Annotated in this window: 21 protein-coding genes; 8 read left to right on the forward strand and 13 right to left on the reverse strand. The window is 68.8% G+C overall.

What is annotated here, in order from left to right:
* Window positions 1-7: 7 nt before the first annotated feature.
* Window positions 8-973, reverse strand: a complete 966-nt coding sequence (locus E0H73_RS12475; protein ID WP_131354117.1) for a cyclase family protein — start codon at window positions 971-973, stop codon at window positions 8-10.
* Between the two features lie 178 nt (window positions 974-1,151).
* On the opposite strand from E0H73_RS12475, the gene E0H73_RS12480 reads away from it, so the two are divergent.
* A complete protein-coding gene (locus E0H73_RS12480) occupies window positions 1,152-2,030 on the forward strand; it encodes a TetR-type transcription factor C-terminal domain-containing protein (RefSeq protein ID WP_238163963.1) in 879 nt (292 codons plus the stop codon).
* Here the strand turns inward: E0H73_RS12480 and E0H73_RS12485 are convergent.
* The gene (locus tag E0H73_RS12485) at window positions 2,027-3,991 is read right to left on the reverse strand and encodes a LamG-like jellyroll fold domain-containing protein (protein WP_131354121.1); all 1,965 of its coding nucleotides are present in this window, start codon (window positions 3,989-3,991) and stop codon (window positions 2,027-2,029) included. The genes E0H73_RS12480 and E0H73_RS12485 overlap by 4 nt on opposite strands.
* Window positions 3,992-3,994: 3 nt before the next feature.
* Window positions 3,995-4,390 carry a hypothetical protein gene (locus E0H73_RS12490; RefSeq protein WP_131354123.1) on the reverse strand — a complete coding sequence of 132 codons (396 nt, stop codon included), beginning with the start codon at window positions 4,388-4,390 and terminating at the stop codon, window positions 3,995-3,997.
* A 132-nt stretch (window positions 4,391-4,522) separates the two neighbouring features.
* On the opposite strand from E0H73_RS12490, the gene E0H73_RS12495 reads away from it, so the two are divergent.
* Together E0H73_RS12495 and E0H73_RS12500 are read left to right on the forward strand one after the other, a co-directional pair.
* Window positions 4,523-7,300: a helix-turn-helix transcriptional regulator gene (locus tag E0H73_RS12495; protein ID WP_131354125.1), complete on the forward strand. Its 2,778-nt coding sequence runs from the start codon at window positions 4,523-4,525 to the stop codon at window positions 7,298-7,300.
* A gap of 34 nt (window positions 7,301-7,334) precedes the next feature.
* Window positions 7,335-8,063: an SDR family oxidoreductase gene (locus E0H73_RS12500; protein ID WP_131354127.1), complete on the forward strand. Its 729-nt coding sequence runs from the start codon at window positions 7,335-7,337 to the stop codon at window positions 8,061-8,063.
* Window positions 8,064-8,068: 5 nt separating this feature from the next.
* Here E0H73_RS12500 and E0H73_RS12505 read toward each other — a convergent pair whose 3' ends face one another.
* Together E0H73_RS12505 and E0H73_RS12510 are read right to left on the reverse strand one after the other, a co-directional pair.
* Window positions 8,069-9,010, reverse strand: coding sequence for a thioredoxin family protein (locus tag E0H73_RS12505; RefSeq protein ID WP_131354129.1), 942 nt, complete (start codon window positions 9,008-9,010; stop codon window positions 8,069-8,071).
* Between the two features lie 6 nt (window positions 9,011-9,016).
* A complete protein-coding gene (locus tag E0H73_RS12510; RefSeq protein ID WP_131354131.1) occupies window positions 9,017-9,982 on the reverse strand; it encodes an alpha/beta fold hydrolase in 966 nt (321 codons plus the stop codon).
* A 151-nt stretch (window positions 9,983-10,133) separates the two neighbouring features.
* Between E0H73_RS12510 and E0H73_RS12515 the strand changes: the two genes are divergently transcribed.
* Window positions 10,134-11,111 (forward strand): methyltransferase, encoded by a 978-nt coding sequence (locus E0H73_RS12515; RefSeq protein WP_165555614.1) that lies wholly within the window; start codon window positions 10,134-10,136, stop codon window positions 11,109-11,111.
* Here the strand turns inward: E0H73_RS12515 and E0H73_RS12520 are convergent.
* From E0H73_RS12520 to E0H73_RS12555, 8 genes are all read right to left on the reverse strand, one after another.
* Window positions 11,104-12,360, reverse strand: a complete 1,257-nt coding sequence (locus tag E0H73_RS12520; RefSeq protein ID WP_165555615.1) for an MFS transporter — start codon at window positions 12,358-12,360, stop codon at window positions 11,104-11,106. The two genes, E0H73_RS12515 and E0H73_RS12520, sit on opposite strands and share 8 nt — an antisense overlap.
* 26 nt (window positions 12,361-12,386) lie before the next feature.
* Window positions 12,387-14,012 (reverse strand): alpha-L-arabinofuranosidase C-terminal domain-containing protein, encoded by a 1,626-nt coding sequence (locus E0H73_RS12525; RefSeq protein ID WP_131354137.1) that lies wholly within the window; start codon window positions 14,010-14,012, stop codon window positions 12,387-12,389.
* On the reverse strand, window positions 14,009-15,517 hold the full coding sequence (locus E0H73_RS12530; RefSeq protein WP_131354139.1) for a sulfatase family protein: 1,509 nt from the start codon (window positions 15,515-15,517) through the stop codon (window positions 14,009-14,011). Before E0H73_RS12530 ends, E0H73_RS12525 begins: the two co-directional genes overlap by 4 nt.
* A complete protein-coding gene (locus tag E0H73_RS12535) occupies window positions 15,514-16,344 on the reverse strand; it encodes a carbohydrate ABC transporter permease (protein ID WP_131354141.1) in 831 nt (276 codons plus the stop codon). The genes E0H73_RS12530 and E0H73_RS12535 overlap by 4 nt, the downstream gene beginning before the upstream one ends.
* On the reverse strand, window positions 16,341-17,300 hold the full coding sequence (locus E0H73_RS12540; protein WP_202867340.1) for a carbohydrate ABC transporter permease: 960 nt from the start codon (window positions 17,298-17,300) through the stop codon (window positions 16,341-16,343). Before E0H73_RS12540 ends, E0H73_RS12535 begins: the two co-directional genes overlap by 4 nt.
* Entirely contained in the window at window positions 17,297-18,799 is a 1,503-nt protein-coding gene (locus E0H73_RS12545; RefSeq protein WP_165555617.1) for an ABC transporter substrate-binding protein, read from the reverse strand. Before E0H73_RS12545 ends, E0H73_RS12540 begins: the two co-directional genes overlap by 4 nt.
* A gap of 25 nt (window positions 18,800-18,824) precedes the next feature.
* The gene (locus tag E0H73_RS12550) at window positions 18,825-20,048 is read right to left on the reverse strand and encodes an ROK family protein (protein ID WP_131354145.1); all 1,224 of its coding nucleotides are present in this window, start codon (window positions 20,046-20,048) and stop codon (window positions 18,825-18,827) included.
* 115 nt (window positions 20,049-20,163) lie between these two features.
* The gene (locus E0H73_RS12555) at window positions 20,164-20,832 is read right to left on the reverse strand and encodes a response regulator (RefSeq protein ID WP_238163965.1); all 669 of its coding nucleotides are present in this window, start codon (window positions 20,830-20,832) and stop codon (window positions 20,164-20,166) included.
* A gap of 150 nt (window positions 20,833-20,982) precedes the next feature.
* Here E0H73_RS12555 and E0H73_RS12560 point away from each other — a divergent pair, with 150 nt between their 5' ends.
* From E0H73_RS12560 to E0H73_RS12575, 4 genes are all read left to right on the forward strand, one after another.
* Entirely contained in the window at window positions 20,983-21,525 is a 543-nt protein-coding gene (locus E0H73_RS12560; RefSeq protein ID WP_131354150.1) for a hypothetical protein, read from the forward strand.
* A 30-nt stretch (window positions 21,526-21,555) separates the two neighbouring features.
* The gene (locus E0H73_RS12565; protein ID WP_131354152.1) at window positions 21,556-22,713 is read left to right on the forward strand and encodes a sensor histidine kinase; all 1,158 of its coding nucleotides are present in this window, start codon (window positions 21,556-21,558) and stop codon (window positions 22,711-22,713) included.
* A gap of 14 nt (window positions 22,714-22,727) precedes the next feature.
* The gene (locus E0H73_RS12570) at window positions 22,728-23,828 is read left to right on the forward strand and encodes a sensor histidine kinase (RefSeq protein ID WP_131354154.1); all 1,101 of its coding nucleotides are present in this window, start codon (window positions 22,728-22,730) and stop codon (window positions 23,826-23,828) included.
* A gap of 97 nt (window positions 23,829-23,925) precedes the next feature.
* On the forward strand, window positions 23,926-25,206 hold the full coding sequence (locus tag E0H73_RS12575; protein WP_238163966.1) for a hypothetical protein: 1,281 nt from the start codon (window positions 23,926-23,928) through the stop codon (window positions 25,204-25,206).
* Window positions 25,207-25,295: the final 89 nt, after the last annotated feature.

The raw sequence follows: 25,295 nt of genomic DNA on the forward strand, positions 1-25,295 counted from the left end.
GGCGCGCCTACTTGATGACGACCGGGTTGACCGGGGCGCCGGTGCCGTTCACGACCTTGAGCGGGGCCGCGGTGTACATGAACTCCCACTGGCCGTCCTCGGCGCAGTCCGCGGCGAGCTTGTCGAGGTTGCAGATCTCGGTGAAGACGATGCCGAGGTTGCGCATCAGCGCGCAGTGCAATGGCAGCGCGACGCCGCTCTCGGGGTCGATCGTCACCTCGTTGGCGATGGTGTCGGTGACCAGGTTCGGCACCTCGAGGTCCTGGAACCACTGGACCAGTTCGGGGGAGTAGGTGAGCCCGGGCTCGCTGAAGCCGTCGTAGAAGGCTTCCTTGCCGAGTTGGTGGAAGAGGTTGAGGAAGCCGGTCCGGATCACCAGGATGTCGCGCTGGCGGATCTCGACACCCTGGGCCTCGGCGCAGGCGAGCAGGTCGTGCTGGGTGAAGGTCTCGCCCTTGTCCAGCGTCTCCTTGCCGCGGTGGCGGGCCATGTCCAGCAGCACACCACGGCCGACCACGCCCTTCTCCGCGATCGGCTGCACGCTCGCCTTTGCCATCCCGCCGATCGTGCTGGTCGCGTCGTACCCGTTCCAGATCTCGCCGTCGTACCAGACGTGGCCGAGGGCGTCGTACTGCGTCGAGCCCTGGAGGAAGGCGGACATCGCGTCGTCGGCGTAGTGGAGTCCACCCGGGAGGCTTGGGCCCTTGTCGGCGAGCCAGTGGCTCTCGTCCAGCAGCATGTACCGCTCCGAGCCTCGACGGCCGGGCCAGACCGGATCGCCCGCCGGGTTCCCCATCGGCATCTGGAGGGTGAATACCTTGCCGGAGCGGACCAGTGCGACGGCGGCGAGGACCTGCGCCGGTCCGAGGTAGTTGAGGGCACCTACCTCGTCGTCCGCGCCCCACTTGCCCCAGTTCTTCGGCGAGTCCTTGAGCAGGTCACCGACGTAGGGTGCGCTTGCCGTCTCAGTCATCCTCGACCTCCGGTGTTTTGTGGAACCGAGCGAGCGATCGGTCTGTGGTGAACAACCCTGGCGAGGTGGTTGAAAGTTGTCAAGATCTCGAATGATTAGAAACCACGTCCTCCGCAGTGCGGACGATGACGCGAAGTAGAGTGTTCAGTCATGAGGATTACCGAGCGATCTGTCGCCCGTGTCTGAACACCTGGCGACCGATGACGACGCCCGGGCCACCATCGGCCGCCGGGTTCGTCAGCTGCGGACGGCGCGCGGTATCAGCCTGCGGCGGCTGGCCGCCGAGCTCGCCGTCAGCCCGGCCACGATGAGTGCTGTCGAGAACGGCCGCACCGGAGTCGATGCGGTCCGGCTGGCGCAGATCGCGGGACTGCTCAACGTACCGGTCGAGCAGTTGTTCCCGGAGTGGTCGACCGACCTACGGCAGCGGTCAGGTCGCGGCGTACTGGCGATGGCTGTGGTGGGGGAGGACTGGCGGCGGTTCCCGCCGATCGAGCTCGATGCGCCGCTGGCCGCGGCGCTCGCGGCGTTCCTCGAGGTCGGGTACCACGGCGCGACCATCCGCGACATCGCGCAGCGGGCCGGGTTGTCCGTGCCGGGTCTTTATCACCACTACGCCAGCAAGCAGGAGATGCTGGTCGCGATCCTCGACCTGACCATGGACGACCTGCAGACCCGGATGCTCGCGGCTCGGGCGGAAGGCCGGGACCCGGTGGCGCGATTCGCCTTGCTGGTCGAGTGTCTGGCTCTCTTCCACACCCACCGGCGCGAACTCGGATTCGTCGGTGCCAGCGAGATGCGCAGCCTCCAGCCGGCCGCGCGCGAACGGGTCGCGGCGGCCCGGCGCGCCGTGCAGCGCATGGTCGACGTCGAGGTGAAGCTCGCGGCCCAGGACGGGTCGTTCACCACGCCGCACGCCCACGAGGCGTCCCGCGCGGTGGTCACCATGTGCACCGCGCTGTCCCAGTGGTTCCAGGCCGGCGGACCGTCCACCCCCGAGGAGGTCGCCCACCTCTACGTCGACCTCGCACTCGACCTGGTGGGCAACCACTCCTAGAGCGGCACACCCCAGGCGGCGAAGGTGGCGGGAGCCGCGTCGTAGTACTGGCCGGGGTTCTGGTGGAGCCATCGGACGTTGGCCGCGCTGATCGGGGAGTCGAACAGGCGGAGGTCGTCAACGTCGGCCACGGACGAGTCCGGGTTGTCGCCGCCGACGTTCAGCTCGGTCGGTTGCAGCAGCGCACCGGCCGAGTAGGACTCGATCGTGAACGGCTTGCCGTCCAGGAAGAACCGGATCGCCTTCTGGTCGCACGATGCCGCCACGTGCGTCCAGGTCTCGGCGGCGATCGGTCCTCTGGCCGAACTGAGGATCCCGGTGGTGCCGCTCGCGCCGAACAGCCGCACCCAGAACACTCCGTCCAGGATGCCCGCGTGCGCGACTTCGGAGCTGCTGTTCCGCAGAACGAGGAACCGGGCACCGCTGCTGCTCGCGCGACACTTCACCCACGCCGAGAACGCCCAGCCCGGTGGCGATGCCGGCCAGGTGAGCGTGGTCCTCGATGCACCCGGACCGGTGCCGTTCGAGCCGAGAGCGGACCCCTGGATTCCGGTGACCCACGACCCGGCCGCGGTGAGTGTGAGGTCGTTGCCGGACGGCGACTTGTCGTCCACCAGCGTCCCGGCGTTCTCGTTGAAGTGGTAGACGCCGCGGGCAACATTCTCCGGGCGGTACGGCGTGGCGACGGGCGCACCACTCCAGTAGCCCGAGGTCACCTCGGCCAGGAAGTTCTTCGTGAAGGTCAGGTAGTCGTACGACACCTGACCACCGGCGGTCGCGTCGCCACCGACGTACAGCGTGTCCAGTCCGTCGATCGCCGGCGACACGTGCGGGACACCGTCGCCGATGTTCACCGTCTCCTGGGCGTCCTCGAGCCGGACCTGCACGTACGTCGGGTTGATCGCGATCAGGAACCGGGTCCATTGGCCGACCGTCAAGGTCGCCGTACTGGTCACCGAGACAGTGCCGTCGTCGATCGTGGTCCAGGTGGCGGTGACGGTGCGGGCGGTGTTCACCACGACGCGGACCCGTCCGTTGCCCAGGGCATCGTTGATGACGAGGATCGGGGCAGCCGCGCCGGTCGGTGCGGTGTCGAGACGGAGCCAGCCGGAGATGGCGAGCCGGTCGCAATCGGGGAAGTTGATCGTCCCAGTCGCGCCGGCCGCTGTCGCCGCGGAGACCAGCGCCCGTCCGTACAGGCCGGTGGTGAAACTCGCCGATGGAGCGACTGCGAGGTCTCTACCGTACGTGCCGAAGTCGTCGGCGGTGTCGTGGTCGAACGGGTAGATCGCCAACTGGTGGTCGATCTGCTCGGCGGCGATCAGAGTCGGCCAGTACGTCTCCTCGACCGGGTCGTTCCACCAGCGCAGGTCGTCGATGATCCCGTTCAGTGCCTCGGTGCCGGTGAGCGTGTTCCGCCCGGCCTCCATGACGACCTCGGTCGCGGAGTAGGTGAACGCGGCCGTGGCGTTGACCGACAGGACCTCGACACCGTCGACGGCGATCGTCACGGTGTCGGTGGCCGGCGTCGCGTCGTACACGACCAGGACGTGATGCTCCAGACCGTCGCGGATGCTCGTGCTCGTGCTGTACGTCGCGCCCGCGATCCTCGCCTCCACGTTGCCGCTGGAGTTGGACGCGTAGACGGCCCAGTTGAGGGTGCTGCTGCTGGTCGCGGACGCGATGCAGCGGGGTGCGGCGGTGGTGTCGTTGAGTTGGATCCACGCGGCGACCGACAGCCCGCCGTCGGTGTTGAGTGGGTAGAAGTCCTCTCCGGCCCTTGGCGGCCGGACCACCACATGCAGTGCGCCGCCGGTGCAGTTGAGGCCGTTGCCGTACCTGGCCGCTACGAGGGCCGCCGATCCGACGATCGTGCCGGGCAGGAAGTAGCCGGCGACGTCTCGCACCGTCGTCCCGTCGACCGTGTCCGCGTTGAACGTGTAGCCCGCTGCCTGCGCCACGGTCTACCCGGCCCGGCGGACCCGGACGGTCACCGTCAGATCGGCACCCGAGGCCGTCGATCCGACCTGGTCGACATCGACGGTGAGATAGTCGCCGGCGGTCAGCGCGGTGACGTCCGGCGGGTCGCCGGCGTCGGTGTTCGTCCCGGCCGCGATCGTCGGCCGCTTCCCCTGATCGGTGTAGATCGTGGTGCCGTTCTTGTTCACGTCGACGACCAGCGCGGCGCCGGTCGGTGCGGTGTTCACGGCGGCCCGGACGGTCTCGACGACGTATGCGTCTTCGAGGTAGATCCGCGACTTGCCGGTCGCGACGGCGACGGCTCCGGTCACCGAGAACGTGTACGCCTCGATCGGTACTGCCAGGACGCCGTCGATGGTCAGACTTCCCTGGACGTGCATCAATACTCCCCCCACCGGCGGCCCCCTGCCGTCCGGACGCACGAGCGTACGGGATCAGTGAGGGCTGTAGCCAGGCCAACGGGGCGCACCTAGTCTGGAAAAGTTGCTGAGCGGGCCGGGGAGGGGCGGGCGATGCCGGTGGTGAAGGACGAGGGTGCGTCCTTCTGGGGAGGGCCAGACAGACTGCGCGGTCGCCGCTCCGAGTGCGCAACGCTGGATGAACTGATTTCCGCTGTTCGCTCGGGCGAGGGGCGTTCGCTGGTACTGCGCGGTGAGGCCGGGGTCGGCAAGTCGGCGCTCCTGGGCCATGCGATGACGAGAGCCTCGGACCTGCGGGTGCTCCAGGTGGTCGGCGTCGAGTCGGAGATGGAACTGGCGTTCGCGGCGTTGCACCAGTTGTGTACGCCGATGCTGGATCGACTGGACCGGCTTCCGGCTCCACAGCGTGATGCGCTGACCACGGTCTTCGGCCTGAGCAACGCCGGGCCACCGGATCGGTTCTTCGTCGGACTCGCCGTACTGAGCCTGCTCTCCGAGCTCGCGGAGGAGAGGCCGCTGCTGTGCGTGGTGGACGACGCGCAGTGGCTGGACCGGGCGTCGGCGCAGGTCCTGGGGGTCGTGGCGCGGCGGCTGATGGCCGAGCCGATCGGCCTCTTGTTCGCAACGCGTCAGTCCGGGGTGGAGCTGCGGGCCCTGCGGGAGCTGGAGATCGCCGGACTGCGGACCGACGAGGCGCGGGCACTGCTGGAGTCGGCCGTTCGGTTCGGGCTCGATACGAGTATCCGGGACCGGCTCGTGGCCGAGACCGGCGGGAATCCACTGGCGTTGCTGGAGCTGCCGCGAGGGCTGACCGTGGCGCAGTTGGCGGGTGGCTTCGGGCTGCTCGGCGCACAGGCGCTGTCCGGGCGGATCGAGGACAGCTTCCTGGCGCGGATCGCCGCGCTGCCCGAGCCGACCCGGTTGCTGCTCCTGGTCGCCGCAGCGGAGCCGGTCGGCGACCCGCTGCTGGTCTGGCGAGCGGCCGAGCGGCTAGGGGTAGGGGGCTCGGCGGCGGCCGATGCCGAGGCCGAAGAGTTGCTCGTGATCGGCGAGCGGGTGGCCTTCCGGCATCCGCTCGTGCGCTCAGCCGTCTACCGATCGGCGACACCAAAGGATCGCCGGGCCGTGCATTCCGCGCTGGCCGAGGTGACCGACGCGCGGATCGACGCCGACCGCCGGGCCTGGCATCTGGGTACTGCGGCAGCCGGACCGGACGAGAGAGTCGCTGCAGAGCTCGAACGGTCGTCGGGTCGTGCGCAGGCCCGCGGTGGGCTTGCCGCCGCGGCCGCGTTCCTGCAGCGGTCGGTCGCGCTGACAGCAGAGCTCGAACGCCGTGCGGAGCGTGCACTGACAGCCGCGCAGGTCAGCCTCCAGGCCGGAGAGCTCGATGCGGCGCTCGGGCTGTTGACGACAGCGGAGACCGGGGTACTCGACGAGTTCCAGCGTGCGCGCGCCGACCTGTTGCGCGGCCAGATCGCGTTCGCCTCGGGTCACGGCAGCGACGCGCCTCCGCTGCTGCTGAAGGCTGCGAAGCAACTGGAGCCGTTCAATCTTGACCTCGCCCGCGAGACCTACCTCGACGCCTGGGGAGCGGCGCTGTTCGCCGGCCGGTTGGCCACGGCCGGCAGTCTGCTCGAGGCGTCACGCGCCGCCAGAGCACTCCCGCCCGCCGACGCCCCGCGTCCGTCCGATCTGCTGCTGGACGGGCTGGCGCAACTGGTCACCGAAGGGCGCACGGCCGCAGCGCCGATGCTCCGGCGCGCCACGGACGCGTTCGCTGCCAAGGACCTGTCCGCGGCGGACAACTTCCGCTGGGGATGGTTGACCACGGTGCCGTCCAACGTGCTGTGGGACGACGAGAGTTGGCACACGATCAACGCTCGCCAACTGCGGCTGGCCCGCGATGCCGGCGCGTTGGCGCGGCTGCCGATCGACCTGACCGCACACGCGATCCAGGTCACCTGGCGCGGTGACTTCACCGAAGCCGATGCGGTGATCGCGGAGATCGATGCCGTCACCGATGCGACCGAGACCCGCATCGCGCCGTACGGCGCCATGCTGCTCGCTGCCCTGCGCGGACGGGAGAGCGAGGCGACGGCGCTGATCACGTCGGCCGCTCAGGATGCGGCCGATGGTGGGCAGGGGATTGGCGTCCAGTACTCGCAATGGGCCTCGTCGATCCTGTTCAACGGACTCGGTCGCTACCCGCGGGCGCTGGCTGCGGCGCGTCAGGCCGGTGCGGACACGCCGGAGCTCTTCCTCTCCGCGTGGGCACTGCCCGAGCTCATCGAGGCCGGTGCCCGGAGCGGTGAACAGCACCTCGCGGCCGGCGCTCTCGACCGACTGGTCGATGCGACCGCTGCGGCGGGCACGGACTGGGCGCTCGGACTCGCGGCGCGCTCGCGGGCCCTGCTGAGCGAGGGCTCCGTCGCCGAAGGCCTGTACCAGGAGGCGATCGATCGCTTGAAGCGAACGCTCCTGCGCCCGGAGCTCGCCCGCGCGCATCTGCTGTACGGCGAGTGGCTGCGCCGCCATCGCCGCCGCGTCGACGCGCGACGTGAGCTACGGACCGCGCATGAACTGCTCACCGCGATCGGCATGGAGGCCTTCGCCGAACGGGCCCGGCGCGAACTGCTGTCGACCGGCGAGACGGTCCGCAAACGGTGGGTCGGGACGAAGCGCGACGAGCTGACGCCCCAGGAGAAGCAGATCGCCCTGCTGGCCCGTGACGGCCTGTCCAATCCGGAGGTCGGTGCCCGCCTGTTCCTGAGCCCGCGCACAGTGGAGTGGCACCTCCGCAAGGTCTTCGCGAAGCTCGCGATCAGCTCCCGCCGAGAACTTCGCGACGCACTTCGCGGCGCCGAGTCCTGAGGCCCGCACAGAGGCCCGCACAGATGGAGGAACGATGACGGACAAGACCTTGGACGGGCAGACAGTCGTGGTGATCGGCGGGAGCCTGGGCATCGGCTTCGAGACCGCGCGGCTCGCGCGGGCGGAGGGCGCCAGCGCGATCATCACGGCGCGCTCGCTCGAACGTCTGCAGCAGGCCGGCAAGGAGCTCGGGGCGGATGTCGCCGCGTTCGACGCGACCGACTTCGACCAGTTGGAGACCTTCTTCGGCGACCTGCCCACCCCGATCGACCACGTCCTGGTCACCGGCCCCGGTCCGTACTACGGGCTGCTCGCCGACATGGACTTCGATGAGGTACGCCGTGACCTCGAAGCCCACCTGCTGCTACCGATGCACGTCGCCCGCCTCGCGGCCACCCGGGTCCGTCCAGGCGGGTCGCTGCTCTTCATGGGCGGCACCGGCGGCCGTCGTACGGCGCCCGGCCTCGCATCCATCGGGTCGCTGACAGCCGCGGGGCCGGCTCTGACGAGGAACCTGGCCGTCGAGGTGGCACCGGTCCGGGTGAACCTGATCGCGGCCGGCTTCGTCGACACCCCGCTGTCCGCGACGATCCTCGGCGACCAGCTGGAAGCCCGTCGTGAGCAGCTCCGGACCACACTCCCGATCCGTCGCGTCGTCGGGCCCGTGGACATCGCCAACCTGGCGATCCACCTGATGGTCAACACGGCCATCACCGGCGCCACCATCGACATCGACGGCGGCCAGCAACTCGTCGAAGGCTGATTCGGCTATCCGAAGGTGAACACGTACGCCTCGACGCCGGCTTCGTCGAACCTGATCTCCACGGTCCGCTCGAGGACGGCGTCGTACTGGCGCACGAGCTGGTACATGCGGCCCTCGCGCAGTACGCCGTTCCCGTCCTCGTCGACGTCGACGCCGTGGGATCGGCCCGGCGGCTCGCCGTCGAGCAGCACGCGGAACGGGACCGCGTCCGATGCACCAGGAGCCAGCACCAGGTGGGCATCCCGCGCCTGGAACCGGAAGGCGATCCTCCCGCCGGGCTCCTCCAGTACGACGAACTCCGGCCGAACCGTCCACCGGCCGCCGAGCGCCCAGCTGTTGAAGGCGAGCCGCTCCGGCAGTTGGTGGTCGTGGCGGTCGTCGAGCCCGGCACCGCCCGGCAACTGCCCGCCGCGCGCGTAGCCGAGGTAGGTCTCCGGCGTGCGCAGTTGGTTCCAGTCCGCCGGCGCCTCGACGCCGGTGCCGACCACGGACGCCGGTTCGCGCTCGATGCCGAGAAGTCGCTGGATGCTGCGCTCCGACTCGACGTAGCGTCCTTCGCCGAAGTGATGATCGCGGATCATGCCGCGATCGTCGGCGAAGTACAGCGCCGGCCAGTAGTGGTTGTCGAAGGCGCTCCAGACCCCGTAGTCGTTGTCGAGGGCAACTGGGTGGTCGAGTCCCCGCTCCTTGACCGCCTGCCGCACCAGATCGGTCTCGTGCTCGAACTCGAACTCCGGCGTGTGCACACCGATCACGATCAGCCCGTCGCCGGCGTACGCCTGGGACCAGGACCGCAGGTACGGCACGGTGCGGAGCCAGTTGATGCACGTCAGCGTCCAGAAATCGACGAGAACGACGTGCCCCTTCAGCTCGGCGGGACCGAGCGGCTCGGAGTTGATCCACCCGGTGGCCCCGCCGAACGAGGGCAGTTTCTGACCGCGGAACATGACGACCTACGACACCACGCCGACGCGCGCCGCGTCACGATACGGGGCCAGGAACGTGGTCAGCGCCGCGAGCAGTTGCTCGGGAGCCTGCTCGGCGGCCCAGTGGCCGGAGCCGGGGATGACCACGCTCTGTACGTCGTTCGCGGCCGGCCCCATTCCCTCCGCGACGTGCCGACCCCAGCTGTTCTCGCCGCCGATCCCGAGCACGGGGATCGTCAGCTTGTGCTCCTTGCGCTTCGCGTTCTGTCCCATTGTCACCTGCCACGCGCGGTAGAACCCGAAGCTGGCGCGCAGTACGTCCCGGTCGCGGTTGTAGAGGCCGACGTAGTACTCGATGGCGTGCTCGGGCGGCGTCGTCCCGCCGCCCTGGATGGTGAACTCGTAGCGGTAGTAGGCATCCGCGTTCGCACCGACCATGTCGATGATCAGCTCGTCGTCGACGCGGTTGAACGGGATGTGCCACAGCTTGTCGTTGAGCAGGTCGGGGACGAAGAGGGGCGGACTGTCGGCGACTCCGGGTGGTCCAGGCACCTCGACGACGGCGAGGGACTCGACCCGGTCGCGGTAGTCGGCGGCCAGCGCGTAGCCGATGATCATTCCGGTGTCGTGGCCGGCCACGGCGAACCGGTCATGTCCGAGCGCATCCATCAGCGCGGCCAGGTCGGCGGCCAGTGTGGCGGCGTCGTAGCCGGTCTTGGTCTTCTCGGTCAGCCCGATGCCGCGCTGGTCGACGGCGATGACGGTGAAGTCCCGGGCCAGCGCCGGCATCACCTCACGCCACGCGTACCAGTTCTCCGGCCAGCCGTGCACCAGCAGTAACGGCGGACCATTGCCGCCGACGACCACGTGCTGGCGGAGTCCGCCGGCATCGATGATGCGGCTGGTGAACGTGTCGGTGAAGCCTTCCGGCAGTTGCGGAGCCGCGGACACCGATCCAGGATCTGTCGTCGTAATCGATTCGGGTGCACTCATGGAAGTCCCCTTCGCAGGCGAGGTCTGGTGACGACGTGGATCACCAGCGTCGCCGTTGTCCGCGCCTGCTCGCGCCGGTCGAACACCCTGGTATGCCCGTGATCGTGAAGACCAGGGACTCTTCCTCCGAAACAGGCGCATGATCAGCGGTATGGATGATCTGCAGGAGATGGTGACGGGCTTCCGGGTCTCTGCGGCGCTCAGTGTGGCGGCGGAGCTCGGAGTGTCCGACGTGCTGGCGGGGGAGAGCCGCACGGTCGCGGAGCTGGCGGCCGTCGTCCAGGCCGACGAGGAAACGCTGGGGCGGCTGATGCGCGCGCTGGTGGCCGTCGGGGTGTACGCCGAGCAGGACGGGACGTACTCCAACACCGCGATGGGTGACCGGCTGCGGTCCGACGTACCGGGGACGTTGCGGCCGTTGGCCCGGATGCAGCAGGACCCGGCGCTCTGGGCGGCCTGGGGCCACCTCGCTCACAGCGTGCGCACGGGTGAGAACGCATTCGAGGACCTGCAGGGTGTCGACGTGTGGGCTCACCGGCAGAAGCATCCCGAGTACAACGCGATCTTCAACGACAACATGACGGCGTTGAGCTGGTACGTCGGGAAGTCGGTCGCGTCGGCGTACGACTTCTCCGGGGTCAGCAAGGTCGTCGACGTCGGGGGAGGGCAGGGGATCCTGCTGGACGCCGTACTGAACCAGCACGAGCACCTGCAGGGTGTCGTGTTCGACCTGCCTCATGTTGTGGCGAAGGAGCCACGATCCGAAGCAGTCGCATCGCGGTGGTCGGCCATGGCGGGCAGCTTCTTCGAGGCGGTTCCGCCGGCGGACGCCTACCTGATCAAGTCGATCCTGCACGACTGGCCGGACGACCGCTGCGTGGAGATCCTCCGAACTTGCGCCGCAGCGCTCAACCCCGGCGGCGTCGTCCTCGTCGTCGAGCTCGTCCTGGACCGGCCGGGCCACGAGGTGGTGGCCGCGTTCTCAGACCTCAACATGCTGGTCCTTCCCGGCGGTCGCGAACGCACCGAAGCCGAGTACGCCGCCTTGTTCGCAGCCTCCGGCCTCCACCTCAACCAGGTCATCGACACCGGCACCCGCATGTGCATCCTCGAAGCGGTCCTCAGGTGACGTCGACCTCCTGGACCTGAGCGAGTGGTGTGCTCAGGACCGCCAGCGAGCGCGCGAACAGATTGCAGACCGCGAACGGGACAAGGAGGGCGGCGTAGCAGAGCACGCCGACGGTGGCACCCAGGTGGTCCACCAGCAAGCCGACGAGCAACAGGCCGAGCCAGACCAGGGACTGCGCGGCGAAGTTGGCCACCGATCCGACCCGGCCGACGAACTCGTCTGGCACGAGACTGGCGAGGTACGCCTCCCACACCGAGACAGTCGGCACCGACGCGAATACGAAGAGCGCGGCGACGAGTGCGATCTGCCACTGCTGCGGCGACACAGCTGCCAAGGCGAGGGTGACGACGTACACCCACCCGCCGATCAGGAACACCCGCCGGGACCCGACGCGTTCGAGGATCCGACCGGCCAGGACGGCTCCGAGCAGGCCGCCCACCAGGACCATCGAGTTGATGACGCCGATCGTCCGTGGTCCGGCGCCGCGTTCCTTCAGCAGGACGATCAGCAGGAGCAGGAACGAGTTCCCGACCATGTTGGTCACCGCGACCCACACCATCGTGTACCGCAGGAACGGCGTACGACGGACTACCCGGAGACCACCGCGCACGTCGGCCAGGAAGCTGGGCCTGCGCCCGGATTCGTCCGACCGCGGCTCAGGCCCGAGCGGTCGGCGGACGAGTGCGGAGAACAGCGAGCCGAGCAGGAACGTGACCGCGTCGAGAGCGAACGGCAGCCAGCGCGCGAGCGTGTAGAGCAGTGCGGCGAGGGGCGAGGCGATGAGTTGGGCCGCTTGGTGGAGGCCCTGTTCCTGGGCGGCCCGGGCGGCGAATTGCTCACGCGGCACGATCCTGCGCAGCGCCGGCAGTTCCGCACCCGAGGCCACCCCGACGAGGAGGCCGGCGACCAGCCCGATGGCGCCGAGCACGGGGATCCAGACGTGCCCGGTCCAGATGGTGATGGTGACGCCGGCCATCAGGACGGCTTGCACCAATGGAACGCCGACGAGGATCAGGCGGCGGCTGACCCGGTCGGCCAGCGCGCCGCCCCACAGCGTCGTGATCAGCAGACCGATCCGCCCGGCGGCGGCGATGACACCGGCACCGAACACAGAGCCGGTCCCGAAGACCACGAGCAACGGGAACGCGACCACAGACACGTTGCTTCCGAGGACCGAGAACGCTGTCCCGGTCCACCAGCTCAGGTAGTCCCGGTTACGCCAGAGCGAGGGACTCGTCCGGTCGGCCACCCGCGCGACGGTACAACTCTTCGGGTTCAGGCCAGGCCGAAGGAGAGCAGCGTGATGCTGTGGGGTGGGAAGTCGTAGCCGGCGTTGGTCAGGTCGAGTACGCCGCGGTCCCTCAGGGCGACGTTGTCCGGGCTGCTCAGGCTGTTCGAGGCCAGTACGTCGTCCACGTCGACGCCCAGATCCCGGACGGCAACCCGAGCCGGCAAGCCCTCGGCGCGACCGTCGAGCATGAGGTCGGCGCGGATGGTCGCCGTACGGTGGCGGTTGATCACAGCCAGCCGCAGCGAGCGGCCGTCCTCGGTCTGCGTCGCCGAGACGTCGAGGTCGGGCACGGTGCCGCTGCGAGTGCGGAACTCACCGGCCGCGTCGCGTGCATCACCCTGCCGTACGGCGGCCAGCCGGCCGGATGACCGCACGTCGGCGGTGAGAGCGACTGGGCCGAGGTGGTTCTGGTACAGGTCCCACACGTGGTACGTCGTGGCCCGTATGGCGCCACCCGGCCGGGCGACGATGACCCCGTTGGCGTTGAGCAGGTTCACCGTGTTCGCCATCGTCACGGGTACGTCGTGCGCGCTGGCGCGATGCAGTGCGTGGAAGACGCCCGCATAGAAGAGCGCATCCGCCAGGGCGCGTGGGCTCCACCGATTGACCCGGTGACAGCGCTCGGTCGAGAGCCCGTCCACGTCGCGCTCGATCGTGCCACCGTCGTCCGAGGCCTGTGGCTCAGGCCAGGTGTCCGGCTCGACGTGACGGATGTTCCACTCGTCCAGCGCGAGGCCCAGCGGCCGTTCGATTCCGTGCTGCGCGGCCAGGCCGGCGACGAGATCGGCGTACGTCTGGATCTGCTGCTCGAAGTACTGCGCCTGGGCGACGATCGCGTCGTACTCGGTGTCGCCGTCGACCAGTTGGGTGGTCGCGCCGTAGAGGTGGAAGGACAGGTAGTCGATCTGGTTCCCGACCGCCTTCAGGACGGTGTCGGTCCAGCCGCGCCGGTCGTCGGTGAGTCCGACGCCGATGAACTTGAGCGACGGGTCGACGGCGCGCATGAAGCGGGCGTGCTCGGTGGCGTCGGCGGCATAGGCCTCGGCGGAGCGATGACCCATCTGCCAGCGGCCGTAGACCTCGTTGCCGAGACCCCAGTACTTGACCTTGTACGGATCCGGGTGCCCGTTGGCGGCCCGCTTCCGTGCGTACGTCGTGTCGCCGCCGTAGTTGGTGTACTCGACCCAGCGGACCGCATCGTCGACATCACGGCAGCTGTGGGCGAGATACGGCTCGGTGCCGACTTCGGCGCACCAGGCGAGGAACTCGTCGGTGCCGAAGTGGTTGTCCTCCTCCTCTCCCCATGCGAGCTCGAGCCGCCGCGGCCGCTCGGCGCGCGGCCCGATCCCGTCCTCCCAGTGGTACGGCGAGGTGAAGTTGCCGCCCGGCCAGCGGACCACCGGGAGGCCGAGCTCGCGGCACAGCTTCACCACGTCCCGGCGCAGGCCGTTGCGCGCGTCCGGATCGTCGTACGCCAGGGATGAGCCTTCGTCGAAGACGCCGCCGTCGATGTTGCCGAAGAACGCCGACTCCAGGAAGTGGCCGTAGATCAGCGGGTCGATCGTGCTGCGCCGGTCGGTGCGGATGTCGATGGTCGCTGTGGTCGTCACGGGTGCGGGTTCTCCTCGTCCAGGGAGCTGAGGGCGGTGTCGTAGGTCTTCGCGCCGACTTCGAACATCGACGTCATCCAGTGGTAGAAGTTGTCGCCGCGATCCCGCAGCGTCGCGTACAGCCGGCCCATCAGCTCACGCCGTACGCCGGCCAGCTCAGGGTGCTCGTAGCGGTTCTGCAATTCGTGCGGATCGGTCGCCAGGTCGTAGAGCTCGTTGCCGTCGGCGGGATTGACGATCAGCTTGTAGCGGTCGGTGCGGATCATCCGCTGCGGGTACGGGAAGTGGTGGCCGTGGAACTCCGCGACCACGGCATCCGGCCAGTCTGCCGGTCGGTCGCCCGCGATCAATGGCAGCAACGACCGGCCCTGGTAGTAGTCCGGGACAGCGAGTCCAGCGAGCTCGAGGAACGTCGGGGTGAGGTCGGTGAGGGTGGCGAAACCGTCCTCGGTCCGAGCGGGCGGGTTCCCCGGAATCCTTGCCAGCAAGGGGATCCGGTAGATGTCGTCGTACATCGCCGGACCCTTGTCGTGCAGCCGGTGCGACCCGGTGAACTCGCCGTGGTCCGCGGTGAAGAACACAGCCGTGTCATCACTGAGCCCGAGCTCGTCGAGTACGGCGAGGATCCGGCCGACCTGCTCGTCGATCAACGTCACATAACCCCAGTACGCCGCGATCAGCTCCCGCCAGGTCTCCGGCGAGAGGCTGTCGAACGTCCAGTGCGAGGAGTAGTGCTGCTGCACTCGGGGTTTGTTGGCGAAGGTCTCCGCGATCGAGACCGGCAGCTCGACATTCTTCGGGTCGTAGCGGTGGTAATACGCCTCAGGCAACAAATACGGGAGGTGCGGGCCGAACCAGTTGCAGCCGAGGTAGAACGGTCGTCCGTCCTCGGCGTACCGGCGGAGCTGCTGAATGGTGCGCTCGGCAAGGAAGTACTCGAAAGTGGCTTCCACTGGCTGGTCGAGGATGCCGGCGAGAAGGTTACCTGGCTCGCCGTTCGCGAAGGTGCCGCGGACGGGGGAGTGCACCGCGAAAGGGGGATAGCCGTTCTCTGTCAGGTACTGCAGGTAGTCGGGGTGCTGGACGGCGTTGCCCCAGCCGGCGTAGTGCTCACCGTCGTACCCGAAGTCCTTCGGCCCCTTCACCTTGCCGACGTGCCACTTCCCGACGTGCCCGAGCTGATAGCCGGCCTCGCCGAGCAGCGACGAGAACGGCGGGAACATGTCGTCGTCGAGCTCCTCGCGGTAGCCGACGTTGCGCTCGTAGTTCGCCAGCAGCGTGTGCTTGTAGGGGAGTACCCCGGTCTGAAGCGTGGCCCTGGCCGGGGTGCAGATCGCGGTCGGGGTGAAGCCGTTGGTGAACAGCGTGCCGGCGGCCGCGAGCCCGTCCAGGGCGGGGGTCTCGCACACCCGGTTGCCGTAGCAGCCGAGGGTGTCCAGGCGGTGCTGGTCGGTCATCAGGAGCAGGATGTTCGACGGCACTCGGTCTCCAGAGCTAGGGGTCATTGCTTCACCGCGCCGGCCAGACTCTCGACGAACTGCCGCTGCAGTACGACGAACACGGCCACCACCGGTGCCAGCGACAGTACGGCGGCCGCGGCCATCCCGGCCCAATCCGTGTCGTTCTCGCCGACGAACGCGGACATACCGACCGCCAGCGTGCGTAGCTCGGGATGACTGAGGGTGAACACCAGCGGCAGCAGGTAGGCGTTCCAGGCGGCAAGGAACTGCAGGATGAACACGCTCACCGTGATCGGCTTGGCCAGCGGCAGCATGATCCGGAAGAACACCGTGAGCGGTCCGGCGCCGTCCATCCGGGCCGACTCCTCCAGGTCCTTCGGGATGGTCCGGAAGAACCCGGCGTACAGCAGCGTCGCGGCCGCGTGACCGCCGGCGCCGAGTCCGAGGACAACGCCGAGGTGTGAGTTGAGCAGACCGAGTTGGTCGGTCAGCTGCGTGACCGGGATGATCGTGTAGCCCTCCGGCAGGAAGAACGTGACCAGGAAGACGCCGATCAGGACCTTCTTGCCGACGAAGTCGTACCGCCCGAGCACGTAGCCCGCCAGCGCGCTGCGCATGATGACCAGGGCAACCGTGCCCAAGGTGATCAGCACGGTGTTGAGCATGTACGACGAGAACCCGACCTCCGACCAGGCCCGGCTGTAGTTCTCCCACACCGGTGCCTCGGGCAACAGATTCAGGCCCTTGCCGAAGATCTCCGGATTCGTCTTCAGCGAGCCGGAGACCAGCCAGAGGAACGGGTAGATCCAGACCGCGCACAGCAGCGCGAGACCGGTGCCGATCAGCCAGCGAGAGCTTCTGGTCGTGGTCATGCCATCGCCCGCCGTGCCGCCCGGATCCCCAGCGCCTGGGCGATCGCGAGTGCCATCGTGAGCAACCCGAACAGGACGGCCGCGGCCGATGCGTAGCCGAGCTGCGGGACCGTGGCGCCGAACGCGGTCCGGTAGATGTAGACCTCGACCACCTCCGAGGAGAACGCGGGACCGCCGCCGGTCAGCGTCATCACCAGATCGAAGACGTTCAGGGCACCGACCATGTCGATCAGCGTGATCACCACGAGGAACGGCAGGAGCAGCGGCAGGGTGACGTACCGGAATTCCTTCCAGTTGCCGGCGCCATCGATCCGCGCGGCCTCGTAGAGCTCGTTCGGGATCGTCTGCAACGCGGCCAGCCAATAGATCAACGTGATGCCGAGCCACTTCCACACCCAGACACCGATCACGCTGTACAGCGACATCCCGGACGAGCCGAGGAAGTCGACCGGGCTGTCGACCAGGGCCGACTTCACCAGCGCCAGGTTGACCGGCCCGCCGGCGTCCAGGATCAGCGTGAACACGACGCCGACGATCGCTCCGGTGGTCACCACCGGCAGGAACAGCAGGGTCCGGAAGAGTCCGCGGAACGGCGTAGTCCGCCGGTTCAGCACGATCGCGAGGAGCAGCGCCAGACCGACCCGCAGCGGGACCGCGATCGCGAGGAAGACGAGCGAGTTGCGGAACGAGTTCCAGAACAGGTCGTCGGCCCAGAGCAGCTCGAAGTTCGCGAAGCCGATGAACGTGCCGACGTCGGCGAACCCGGGCCAGTCGAGGAACGCGTACCACCAGCTGGCGACGAGTGGATAGACCGTGTAGAGGCCGTACCCGACCACCGTCGGCAGCAGGAACAGGTAGATCCACCAATCGTCCCGCATCCGCCGCCAGACGGTACGCCGCTTCGGCGCCGGAGTCGGCGGCTTCCGTCGTACCGGTGCCCGCGTGGTGACGGTCACTTGTAGCTGGCCTGGGTGTAGTCCTGACCGGGCTGCCAGTTGCCGAAGACCCAGTCGTCCTCGCTGACCTCCGCGCCCTTCTTCTTGGCCGCGTCGATCGCGCGCTTGCGTTCCTTGGTGGCCTTGTCGGCGTACTGCTGGAGCGCAGTCTTGTAGTCCTTGGTCGAGCCGGTCAGCACGGCCTGGACGATCTCACCGGGGCTCGGGTGCACGTCGCGCATCTCGGCCAGTGCCTTCGCCACACCGCCGTTGCGGACCTCCGGCACGGGCCCGATCCGCACGTCCTGCTGGAAGAACGAGACGTTCTTCTTGTACGCCGGGTGGACGTCGGCCTTGTCCACCGAGTCGAGCAGGATCGGCGGCTGGTCCATGCGAGTGGCCAACTGGGCGGCGAAGTCGGCCGTGGTCATCTGGAACAGCACGTCGGCGGCGACCTTCGGGTTCTTGGCCTGGTCCGAGACGAAGAACGAGCCGGACGCGGGCGCGACGTACACCGTGCCGCGTTGCGTCGACGGCGCCGGGATCTGCCAGGCGCTGATGCCTCGCTTGACGGCCGGCGACTCTTCGACCATCAGACCACCGATGAACCACGGGCCCCACGGGAACAGAGCGGCCTCGCCGGCGGCCCAGCGGGCGCGGGCGTCGCGCGGACCGAGTGAGGACGACGCCGGATGCAGTACTCCGTCGGCCTTCAAGGCGAGCAGGAACTCCATCGCCTGGATGAAGGGCTCGCTCGCGACGGCGATCTCGCCGGTCTTCCAGTCGGTCTGGCCGGGTGCGCCCGCCATCTGGGCGAAGGCGGTCAGCTTCCCACCCAGGTAGTCGGTGTCCTTCATCGGCAGCAGGAGGCCGTGCACGGAGTCGGGCGTCTTCTGGTCGAGTGTGCGGACCGTGGCGCGGTACTCGTCCCAGGTGGCCGGCGACTGCTCGGGATCCAGACCGGCCTGCTTGGCCAGCGCGCTGTTCACCCACGTCGTCGAGTCGTGCCATCGGCCGCTGAAGACCGGGAACGTGTACACCTTCCCGTCGAAGCGATGGATCCCGTCGTACAGGTAGTCCTTCATGGGACTGTTGCCGAGATCAACGAAGTCGCCGATCGGGTGGAACCAGCCGTTGGTGACCAGCGCCGCGACGCTGCCGCTCAGGCCGGCCGTCGAATGGACGTCCGGCAACTGCTTGCTGCGCCGCGCGAGTTGCAGCGCCTGGCCGAGGTCGGCGGGATCGAGCTGACGGCGTTTCACCGTGACGTTGTCGTGTTTCTGGTGGTACTCGACGAACAGCTTCTTCTCGAACAGTTCGGTCAACGGCCTGAAGTGGTCCCACCAGTTGACGGTGATCGGGCCGGTGGCGTCGGTCGGATCGGCGCCGGCGTTCTGGGCGCTCTGGCCGCCGCCGGTGCAGGCATTGAGCAGGGGAAGGCCGAGGGCGAGGCCGCCGGCGGTGCGCAGCAGTTGGCGTCGGGACGGACGGGACGGTCGGGGCGTGGTCGAGGTGCTCATGGCGAGTGCCTCCTCAGGGCAGGGCTCAGCCGAGGTCGGGGATCCGGTCCCGCGTGGCCGCAGCCTCGTCGGGATCGGCGGGGGCGGCCGGATAGCCGGCCAGAAGCGCGGAGCGCCGGAGTACGAGGGCGATACCGCCGCGCGCCGCATCGTCGTGGCCTAGCGCGGCGGGAGCGATCTGCAGCCCATGCCGTACCTGGTTGTGGGTGTGCTTGCGGACGGCATCACGGATCGGGTCGAGCAGTGACGCACCAGCCGCGGCCAGTTCGCCGCCGATGACCACTGTCTCGGGGTTGACGGTGTTGCACGCCGCCGCCAGGACCTCACCGATCCTGGTGCCGGCCGTCGAGATCACCGTGCGTACTGCGCGATCGCCGTCGGCCAACCGGCGCAGTACCTCGTCGAAACGGCGTACGCCGCACTCCTCGAGAATCGCGGCGAGTGAGACGTAGCGCTCGAGGCAGCCTCGACCGCCGCACACGCACTTCGGACCCCGGGGATCGACGGTGATGTGGCCGAGTTCGCCGGCCGCGCCGCCGGCGCCGGAGAACAGATGGCCGCCGAGGACCAAGCCGCCGCCGACGCCGTACGAGAGCCGCAGATACAGGACGTTCTGCAGACCTGCGCCGGCGCCCCAGATCGCCTCGCCGAGCGCGGCCAGCCGGGTGTTGTTGTCGACGTACACAGGTACACCGAAGCGTTCGGTCAGGCCGTCGCGGACGAGATGGATGCGGGTGGCTCGGCTCGGCTGCCGGTGTCCGCCGGTCTCGGACACCGGACCGACCACCCCGACGCCGACACCGGCGAGGGCGGACAGCGAGATTCCGTTGTCGGAGGCAAGCGTGTCGGCCAGGTCGAGTGCGAGTTCGAGCCGCTTGGACCACGGCGTGCGTTCGGAACAGTCGGTGCCGGCAGAGCCGACGACCTCGTGCGCGACGTTCGCGATCGTCACCTGGATGAAGCGATGACCGAGGTCCATGCCGAGCGCGAGCCCGCCGGAGGCATTCAGTGTCAGCTGCGTAACCGGGCGCCCGCGGCCGCGACTGGTGGTGTCATCGATCGCGGTCTCGGTCAGTGCGTCGGCCGCCAGCAGCTCCTGGACGATCGACGACAGTGTCGCCCGGGACAGGCCGGTTCGCTCCGCCAGCTGGGCGCGGGTCATCGCGCCCTGCGTGCGCAACACCGTCAGCACCCGATCCTCGTGGGTCTCCCGGAGCAGGCGCAACGGTCCGGCGGTGTCCTTGGCCATGGGGAGGACTCTGGGCCGTGTCCACGTTTTCTGTCAAGACCTCGGAATTAATCCCCGCAGATTAATTCCGAGGTCTTGACGTAAAAACTCCACCGGCCCCAGACTGACTGCTGGCCTAGCTGTCGGGGTTGCGAGTGACGAAGCCGGTTTCGTAGGCGACGACGACGGCCTGGACGCGGTCGCGGATGCCCAGCTTGGTGAGGAGCCGGGCGACGTGGGTCTTCACCGTCGTCTCGGCCACCACCAGTTCGGCGGCGATCTCCGCGTTGGACAGTCCACGCGCGATCAGCCGCAGTACGTCGAGTTCGCGGTCCGTCAGGGCGGCGAGTCGCTCGGGAAGCCCGTCCGGCTCGACCGGTTCGACGAAGCGCTCGACCAGTCGTTGGGTGATCGACGGCTCGATCAGCGAGTCACCTGTCGCGGCGGCACGCACGGCCGCGACCAGCCGGCTCGACGGGGAGTCCTTGAGCAGGAACCCGGCCGCACCGGCGCGTAGGGCTCGGTAGACGTACTCGTTCTGGTCGAACGTGGTGAGCACGACGATCGTGGGCGGGTCGGGACGCCGGCGGATCTGCTCGGTCGCGGACAGCCCGTCGAGCTCGGGCATCCGGATGTCCATCAGGATCACGTCGGGCCGGACCAGTTCGGCCTGCCGGATCGCCTCGGTGCCGGTGTCGGCCTCGGCGACGACCTCGATGTCTCCCTCGGCCTCCAGGATGACCCGGAAGCCGGTGCGGACGAGCGTCTGGTCGTCGGCGACGAGGACGCGGATCTTGTCGGACACACCGCGATTGTGCCCTGCCGGGTCATCCCTGCGGAGGACCTCGCCCGCGAACAATCGTCCTCGCGGCAGACGTGGGCGACGTGGCCCGCCTCCTAACGTCACGGTCATCAGGGTCGGTCCGGCCGGCCCACGGGAGGGAAGGAAAGACCGATGAACGGAATCTTCAAGGGGGTCCGGCCCCTCGACTACGTGCTCGCAGTACTGATGACCGTGGCCGGCGCGTTGCTGATGTACGGGAACATCGAGGCAGTCTCGGACGACCTGCCGCACGCGCAGTCGTCGACGACGTGGGCGATGCTGCCTGCCTTCGTCCTCGTCACGCTGCCGATCCTGTGGCGCCGGCGCAACATCGTCGCGGTGGTGGTCGTCACCGCGCTGGCCACGATCGGGCATGTCCTGGCGTTCGGCTGGATCACGCGCTGCGGCGTCGTACTCCCGCTGGCGTTCGCCCTCGCGTACGCCGTGGCCCGGTTCGCCGGTGCCTGGACGAATCACGTGATCGCCCTCGCCGGCATCGTCGTCCTGCAGGTCGCGATGCTGGCCAGGGACGCGTCGATCGACACGATCCTCAGCGGCCTGGCGCTGGCACTGCCGATCACCGGGGTCTTCTACGGACTCGGCCTGCTCGTGCAGAATCGAGTCGAGAAGCAGTCCGCGGGGATGGCGCCGGTCACCGAGCGTGCGGCCGTCTGAGCGGGTCTGCGACGGGGGAGGGGATCGGCGATGAGTGAGGTCTTCCGCGGGATCAAGGGCCGTGACTGGCTCCTTGCGGGAGGCCTCACCGCGCTCGGATCCCTGCTGATGTGGTTCAACATCCATCTGACCGAGGCCGAGGCCGCCAGGTCCATCGCGGAGGGGTCGATGGCCCATCCGGTGAGTTCTCACTCGTTCTGGATGCTTCCGGCGTTCGCCGCCGCCACGATTCCGGTGCTCTGGTGGCGGCGCAACCTCGTCGTCGTCACCGCCGTCTCGCTGGTGGCGATGGCGCTGCACGACATCGTCTTCGGCTGGGTGACGCGTTGCGGTGCCGGGCTTCCGCTCGCGTTCGTGCTGGCATTCCTCGGTGCGTTGGCGGTGGACCGTACGACGGCCCGGATCGTCTGCGCGCTCTCGGCCTTGCTGACCGTGGCCGTGCTGATCGTCGATGCAACCACCGGTCCCGGCGCCGTGGCCATCGGCCTGCCTGTCCTCCTCATCGTCTTCGGGATCGGCAGGGCCGCCCGTCACCGAGCAGTCCTGAACGAAGAACTCGAGATCCGCGAGGGGGAGTTGCGGCGGTTGCGCGACGAGCGGGCGGCGCTGCACGTCGCGGACGATCGAGCCCGGCTCTCGCGGCAGCTCGACGGACTGCTCCAGGAGCGCCTGGCCGACCTGACGACGGCTGCTGAGTCCGCGAGCAGCCTCGAACCGGCGCAGGCAAAGGTGGTGCTGGAGTCGATCGAGTCCGTCAGCCGGCAGACGCTGGACGACATGCGCGAGATCGTCGGCCTGCTCCGCGGCGGCGACGTCGCGCTGGCGCCCGCCCCGACGGTTGCCCACCTCGACGCACTCCTCGCCAGGCTGCGTACGGCGTACTCGCGGCTGACCGTGACGGGGGATCCGAGGGTGCTGCCGGCAACGGTCGAGCTGTCGGCGTACCGCATCGTCGAGCACTTGGTCGCGGCGCTGGCTGACCACGCGGACTCTCCGATCGATGTCGCGGTGCGGTTCGAGGCGGACGCCCTCGTGATCCGTGTGAGCGGGCTGGTGGACAAGCCCGGCGAGCTGAAGGCGGCGACGGTGCGCGCCCGGGAGCGCGCCAAACTGCTCGGCGGCTCGGTCGAGGTCAAGGTTGCCCGAGGCCGCGCCGGCGCGGTGGCACAGCTGCCCGTCCTCGGCTGACTCGGGAGGTGAACATGCGCAGGCTCGAGCAGGCGGCGGTCGTGGCCCTCGTACTCGCTGTGGTTGTTGTGCCGACTGCGATCCACGGCTGGCCGACCACCGTCCTGGGGAACGTGTTCACTGCCCTTCTGGTGGTGGGCGGACTCGCGCTGGTGTGGTGGCGGACTCACCCCCGTGCGGTCGCCGTCGTTGGTGGCCTGGTCTACCTGCTGACTGCCGTACTCGGCGACTACGGCTGGTTCCCTGATCCTTCGTTCGCGGTCCTGGCGTTGCTGACGGCAGTGACTGCGTTGGGCTGGTCCGGCCGGGCGGCGTCAGTGGCGGCGCTGGGGCTGGCGGCGTACCTGTTCGTCTTGTGGCTGGTGCTCGGCGACACCAGTGGGACCGCCTTGGTGATGTTCAGCGCGCCAGGGTTCCTCGCCGGCACCGTCCTGCGGCTGCGCCGGGAGACCGCGGATCGGCTCGCCGAGCGCGGCCGCGAGCTCGAGGAGGAGCGGGAGCTGTACGCCGAACTCGCGCTGCGCCACGAGCGTGCGCGGATCGCCTCGGAGCTGCACGACATCGTCGGGCACGCGATCAGCGTCATGGTCATCCAGGCCGCGGCCGGTCAGCGGCTGCTCGACCACGACCCGGTCCGGGCCAAGGAGGTCTTCGCCGCGATCGCCGAGTCGGCACGGCAGGGACGCGACGACCTGCGGCGGCTCGTTGATTTGCTCGGCGGCACCGAGGTGTCCGGACCGGATCTGTCACTGATCGAGGAGGTCGTGACCCGGGCCGCGCACGGAGGACTCGACGTGTCCTGCCGGTTCGAGGGGGAGTACGACGGGTTGGCCGCTCCCACCGCGCATATCGCGTTCCGCGTCGTACAGGAGAGTCTGACGAACGCACTGCGCCACGCGCCTGGTGCCGCCGTACGAGTCCTGGTCAACGGCTCGGATCGGGCTCTGACCGTGTCCGTCGAGAACGACCACTCGACCCAGGAACCACCAGGACTGTCCGGCACCGGCCACGGCCTCGTCGGTCTCCGGGAACGCGTGCAGGACCTCGACGGCCACCTGCTCGCCGGCCCAACCTCCTGCGGCGGCTGGCAGGTCCAGGCCACCCTGCCGAACTGAGCCGGCTCTGACGGAGCGGTTCGGGCGGCTGATGCGTCAGACGGTCCTGCGGCTGGACCCGGCCGTGTGGTTGGGTTCTGGGCTGAAGGAGGTGGACGTGGCGGGGTCAGGGGTCTTCTTGCTGTCCGTCGTGATCGTCGGTGCGGCCGGCATCATCTGGGCAATCGTCGCGCTCGTACGGCGGCAGCAGTACATCAAGTCGTTGCGGAGTCGCGGCTGGACGTTCGTGAACAGTCCGGCGTTCGATGCCGTGGGCCGGCTCGGCAATCCGCCGTTCGGGATGGGCTTCCGGCGCAAGCCGGACGATCAGATCACCGGCCAGACAAGCTCCGGCCGGGCGTTCCAGGTCATCGAGTACGACACGGAGTACTGGTCGGGCTGGGTCGGGATGGTCACGCTGTCCCGCCGGCTGCCGGAGTTGTGGATCACCGGAGGTCAGACGCAGCCACGGTCCGGCGTCGAAGCAACCGTCATGCAGACGCCGGCGCACCTCGGGCAGGGCTGGCAGGTCGGTGCACTGGATCCGGCGTTCGCGGCAGCGGTGATGACGCCGCAGCTGTGTGAGCGGCTGACCGCGCTGGCCGCGGGCCGGCCGGGCGTGAACCTCAGCATCGACGCCGACCAATTGGTTGTCCTGGATCCGCCGCGCAAGGACGTCGAGCTGCTCGGTCCCTGGCTGGAGCAACTCGCCACCGTCGCCGCGACGATCGATGCCACCCCACTGGACCAGTGGATCCAGCCGGAACAGCCACCGCGGCTGACCTTCTACCACCACCCGGAGTGGTACTGGATCGGCGTCGACGACAGCCTGCTGCAGGTCACTCCGGTGAATCGCTCCGGCCACGATCACAGCACCAGCGAGGTGATCCGCGGCCGTGACGGCGACGGTCCGCCGTTCGTCGCGTTCACACACCACTGGAAGACCACCCGTACCGAGACGTCCACCGACAGCGAGGGCCGGACCCATACCCGGACCGTGGTCGAGAACCACAGCGAACCGATCCTCGGCTTCCAGTTGCCGGCCCGGATGCCGTGGATCCAGGTCGCCCGGCGGGGCTTCGGCCGCGGCATCAGCTTCGAGAGCGAAGACTTCAACAACCAGTTCGCGGTCATCGCCCAGGACACCAAGTTCGCGTACGACGTCATCCACCCCCGCCAGATGGAATACCTGATGGCCAACCCACCGGCGTCGTTCCGGATCACCGACGATTGGGCCTGGTTCGCGCCAGGCACCCACAGCCATGGGGCCATCGCCCACAGCTCCGCCTTCCTCCGCGGCTTCCTGGCCCGCGTCCCGCGCTTCGTCTGGCGGAACCTCGGCCTCGCGGACTCGCCGTACCCGCCGCTCGACCCGGCTCCGACGCACAGCAGCCGCTGACAGACCGCCTTCATCACGGTTGGGTCACGACGGATCAACACGTGTTGCTCGCGATGTGACCGGCGCGACATGCTGGCGGCTCCATCCAC

Source organism: Kribbella pittospori (genome assembly GCF_004331465.1).
GTDB lineage: Bacteria > Actinomycetota > Actinomycetes > Propionibacteriales > Kribbellaceae > Kribbella > Kribbella pittospori.

Coding starts and splice junctions, on each gene's coding strand:
- E0H73_RS12570 (WP_131354154.1), top strand. CDS start 22,728: ATGCGCAGGCTCGAGCAGGCGGCGGTCGTGGCCCTCGTACTCGCTGTG.
- E0H73_RS12505 (WP_131354129.1), bottom strand. CDS start 9,010: ATGTTCCGCGGTCAGAAACTGCCCTCGTTCGGCGGGGCCACCGGGTGG.
- E0H73_RS12510 (WP_131354131.1), bottom strand. CDS start 9,982: ATGAGTGCACCCGAATCGATTACGACGACAGATCCTGGATCGGTGTCC.
- E0H73_RS12550 (WP_131354145.1), bottom strand. CDS start 20,048: ATGGCCAAGGACACCGCCGGACCGTTGCGCCTGCTCCGGGAGACCCAC.
- E0H73_RS12560 (WP_131354150.1), top strand. CDS start 20,983: ATGAACGGAATCTTCAAGGGGGTCCGGCCCCTCGACTACGTGCTCGCA.
- E0H73_RS12565 (WP_131354152.1), top strand. CDS start 21,556: ATGAGTGAGGTCTTCCGCGGGATCAAGGGCCGTGACTGGCTCCTTGCG.
- E0H73_RS12490 (WP_131354123.1), bottom strand. CDS start 4,390: ATGCACGTCCAGGGAAGTCTGACCATCGACGGCGTCCTGGCAGTACCG.
- E0H73_RS12475 (WP_131354117.1), bottom strand. CDS start 973: ATGACTGAGACGGCAAGCGCACCCTACGTCGGTGACCTGCTCAAGGAC.
- E0H73_RS12495 (WP_131354125.1), top strand. CDS start 4,523: ATGCCGGTGGTGAAGGACGAGGGTGCGTCCTTCTGGGGAGGGCCAGAC.
- E0H73_RS12515 (WP_165555614.1), top strand. CDS start 10,134: ATGGATGATCTGCAGGAGATGGTGACGGGCTTCCGGGTCTCTGCGGCG.
- E0H73_RS12545 (WP_165555617.1), bottom strand. CDS start 18,799: ATGAGCACCTCGACCACGCCCCGACCGTCCCGTCCGTCCCGACGCCAA.
- E0H73_RS12535 (WP_131354141.1), bottom strand. CDS start 16,344: ATGACCACGACCAGAAGCTCTCGCTGGCTGATCGGCACCGGTCTCGCG.
- E0H73_RS12530 (WP_131354139.1), bottom strand. CDS start 15,517: ATGACCCCTAGCTCTGGAGACCGAGTGCCGTCGAACATCCTGCTCCTG.
- E0H73_RS12500 (WP_131354127.1), top strand. CDS start 7,335: ATGACGGACAAGACCTTGGACGGGCAGACAGTCGTGGTGATCGGCGGG.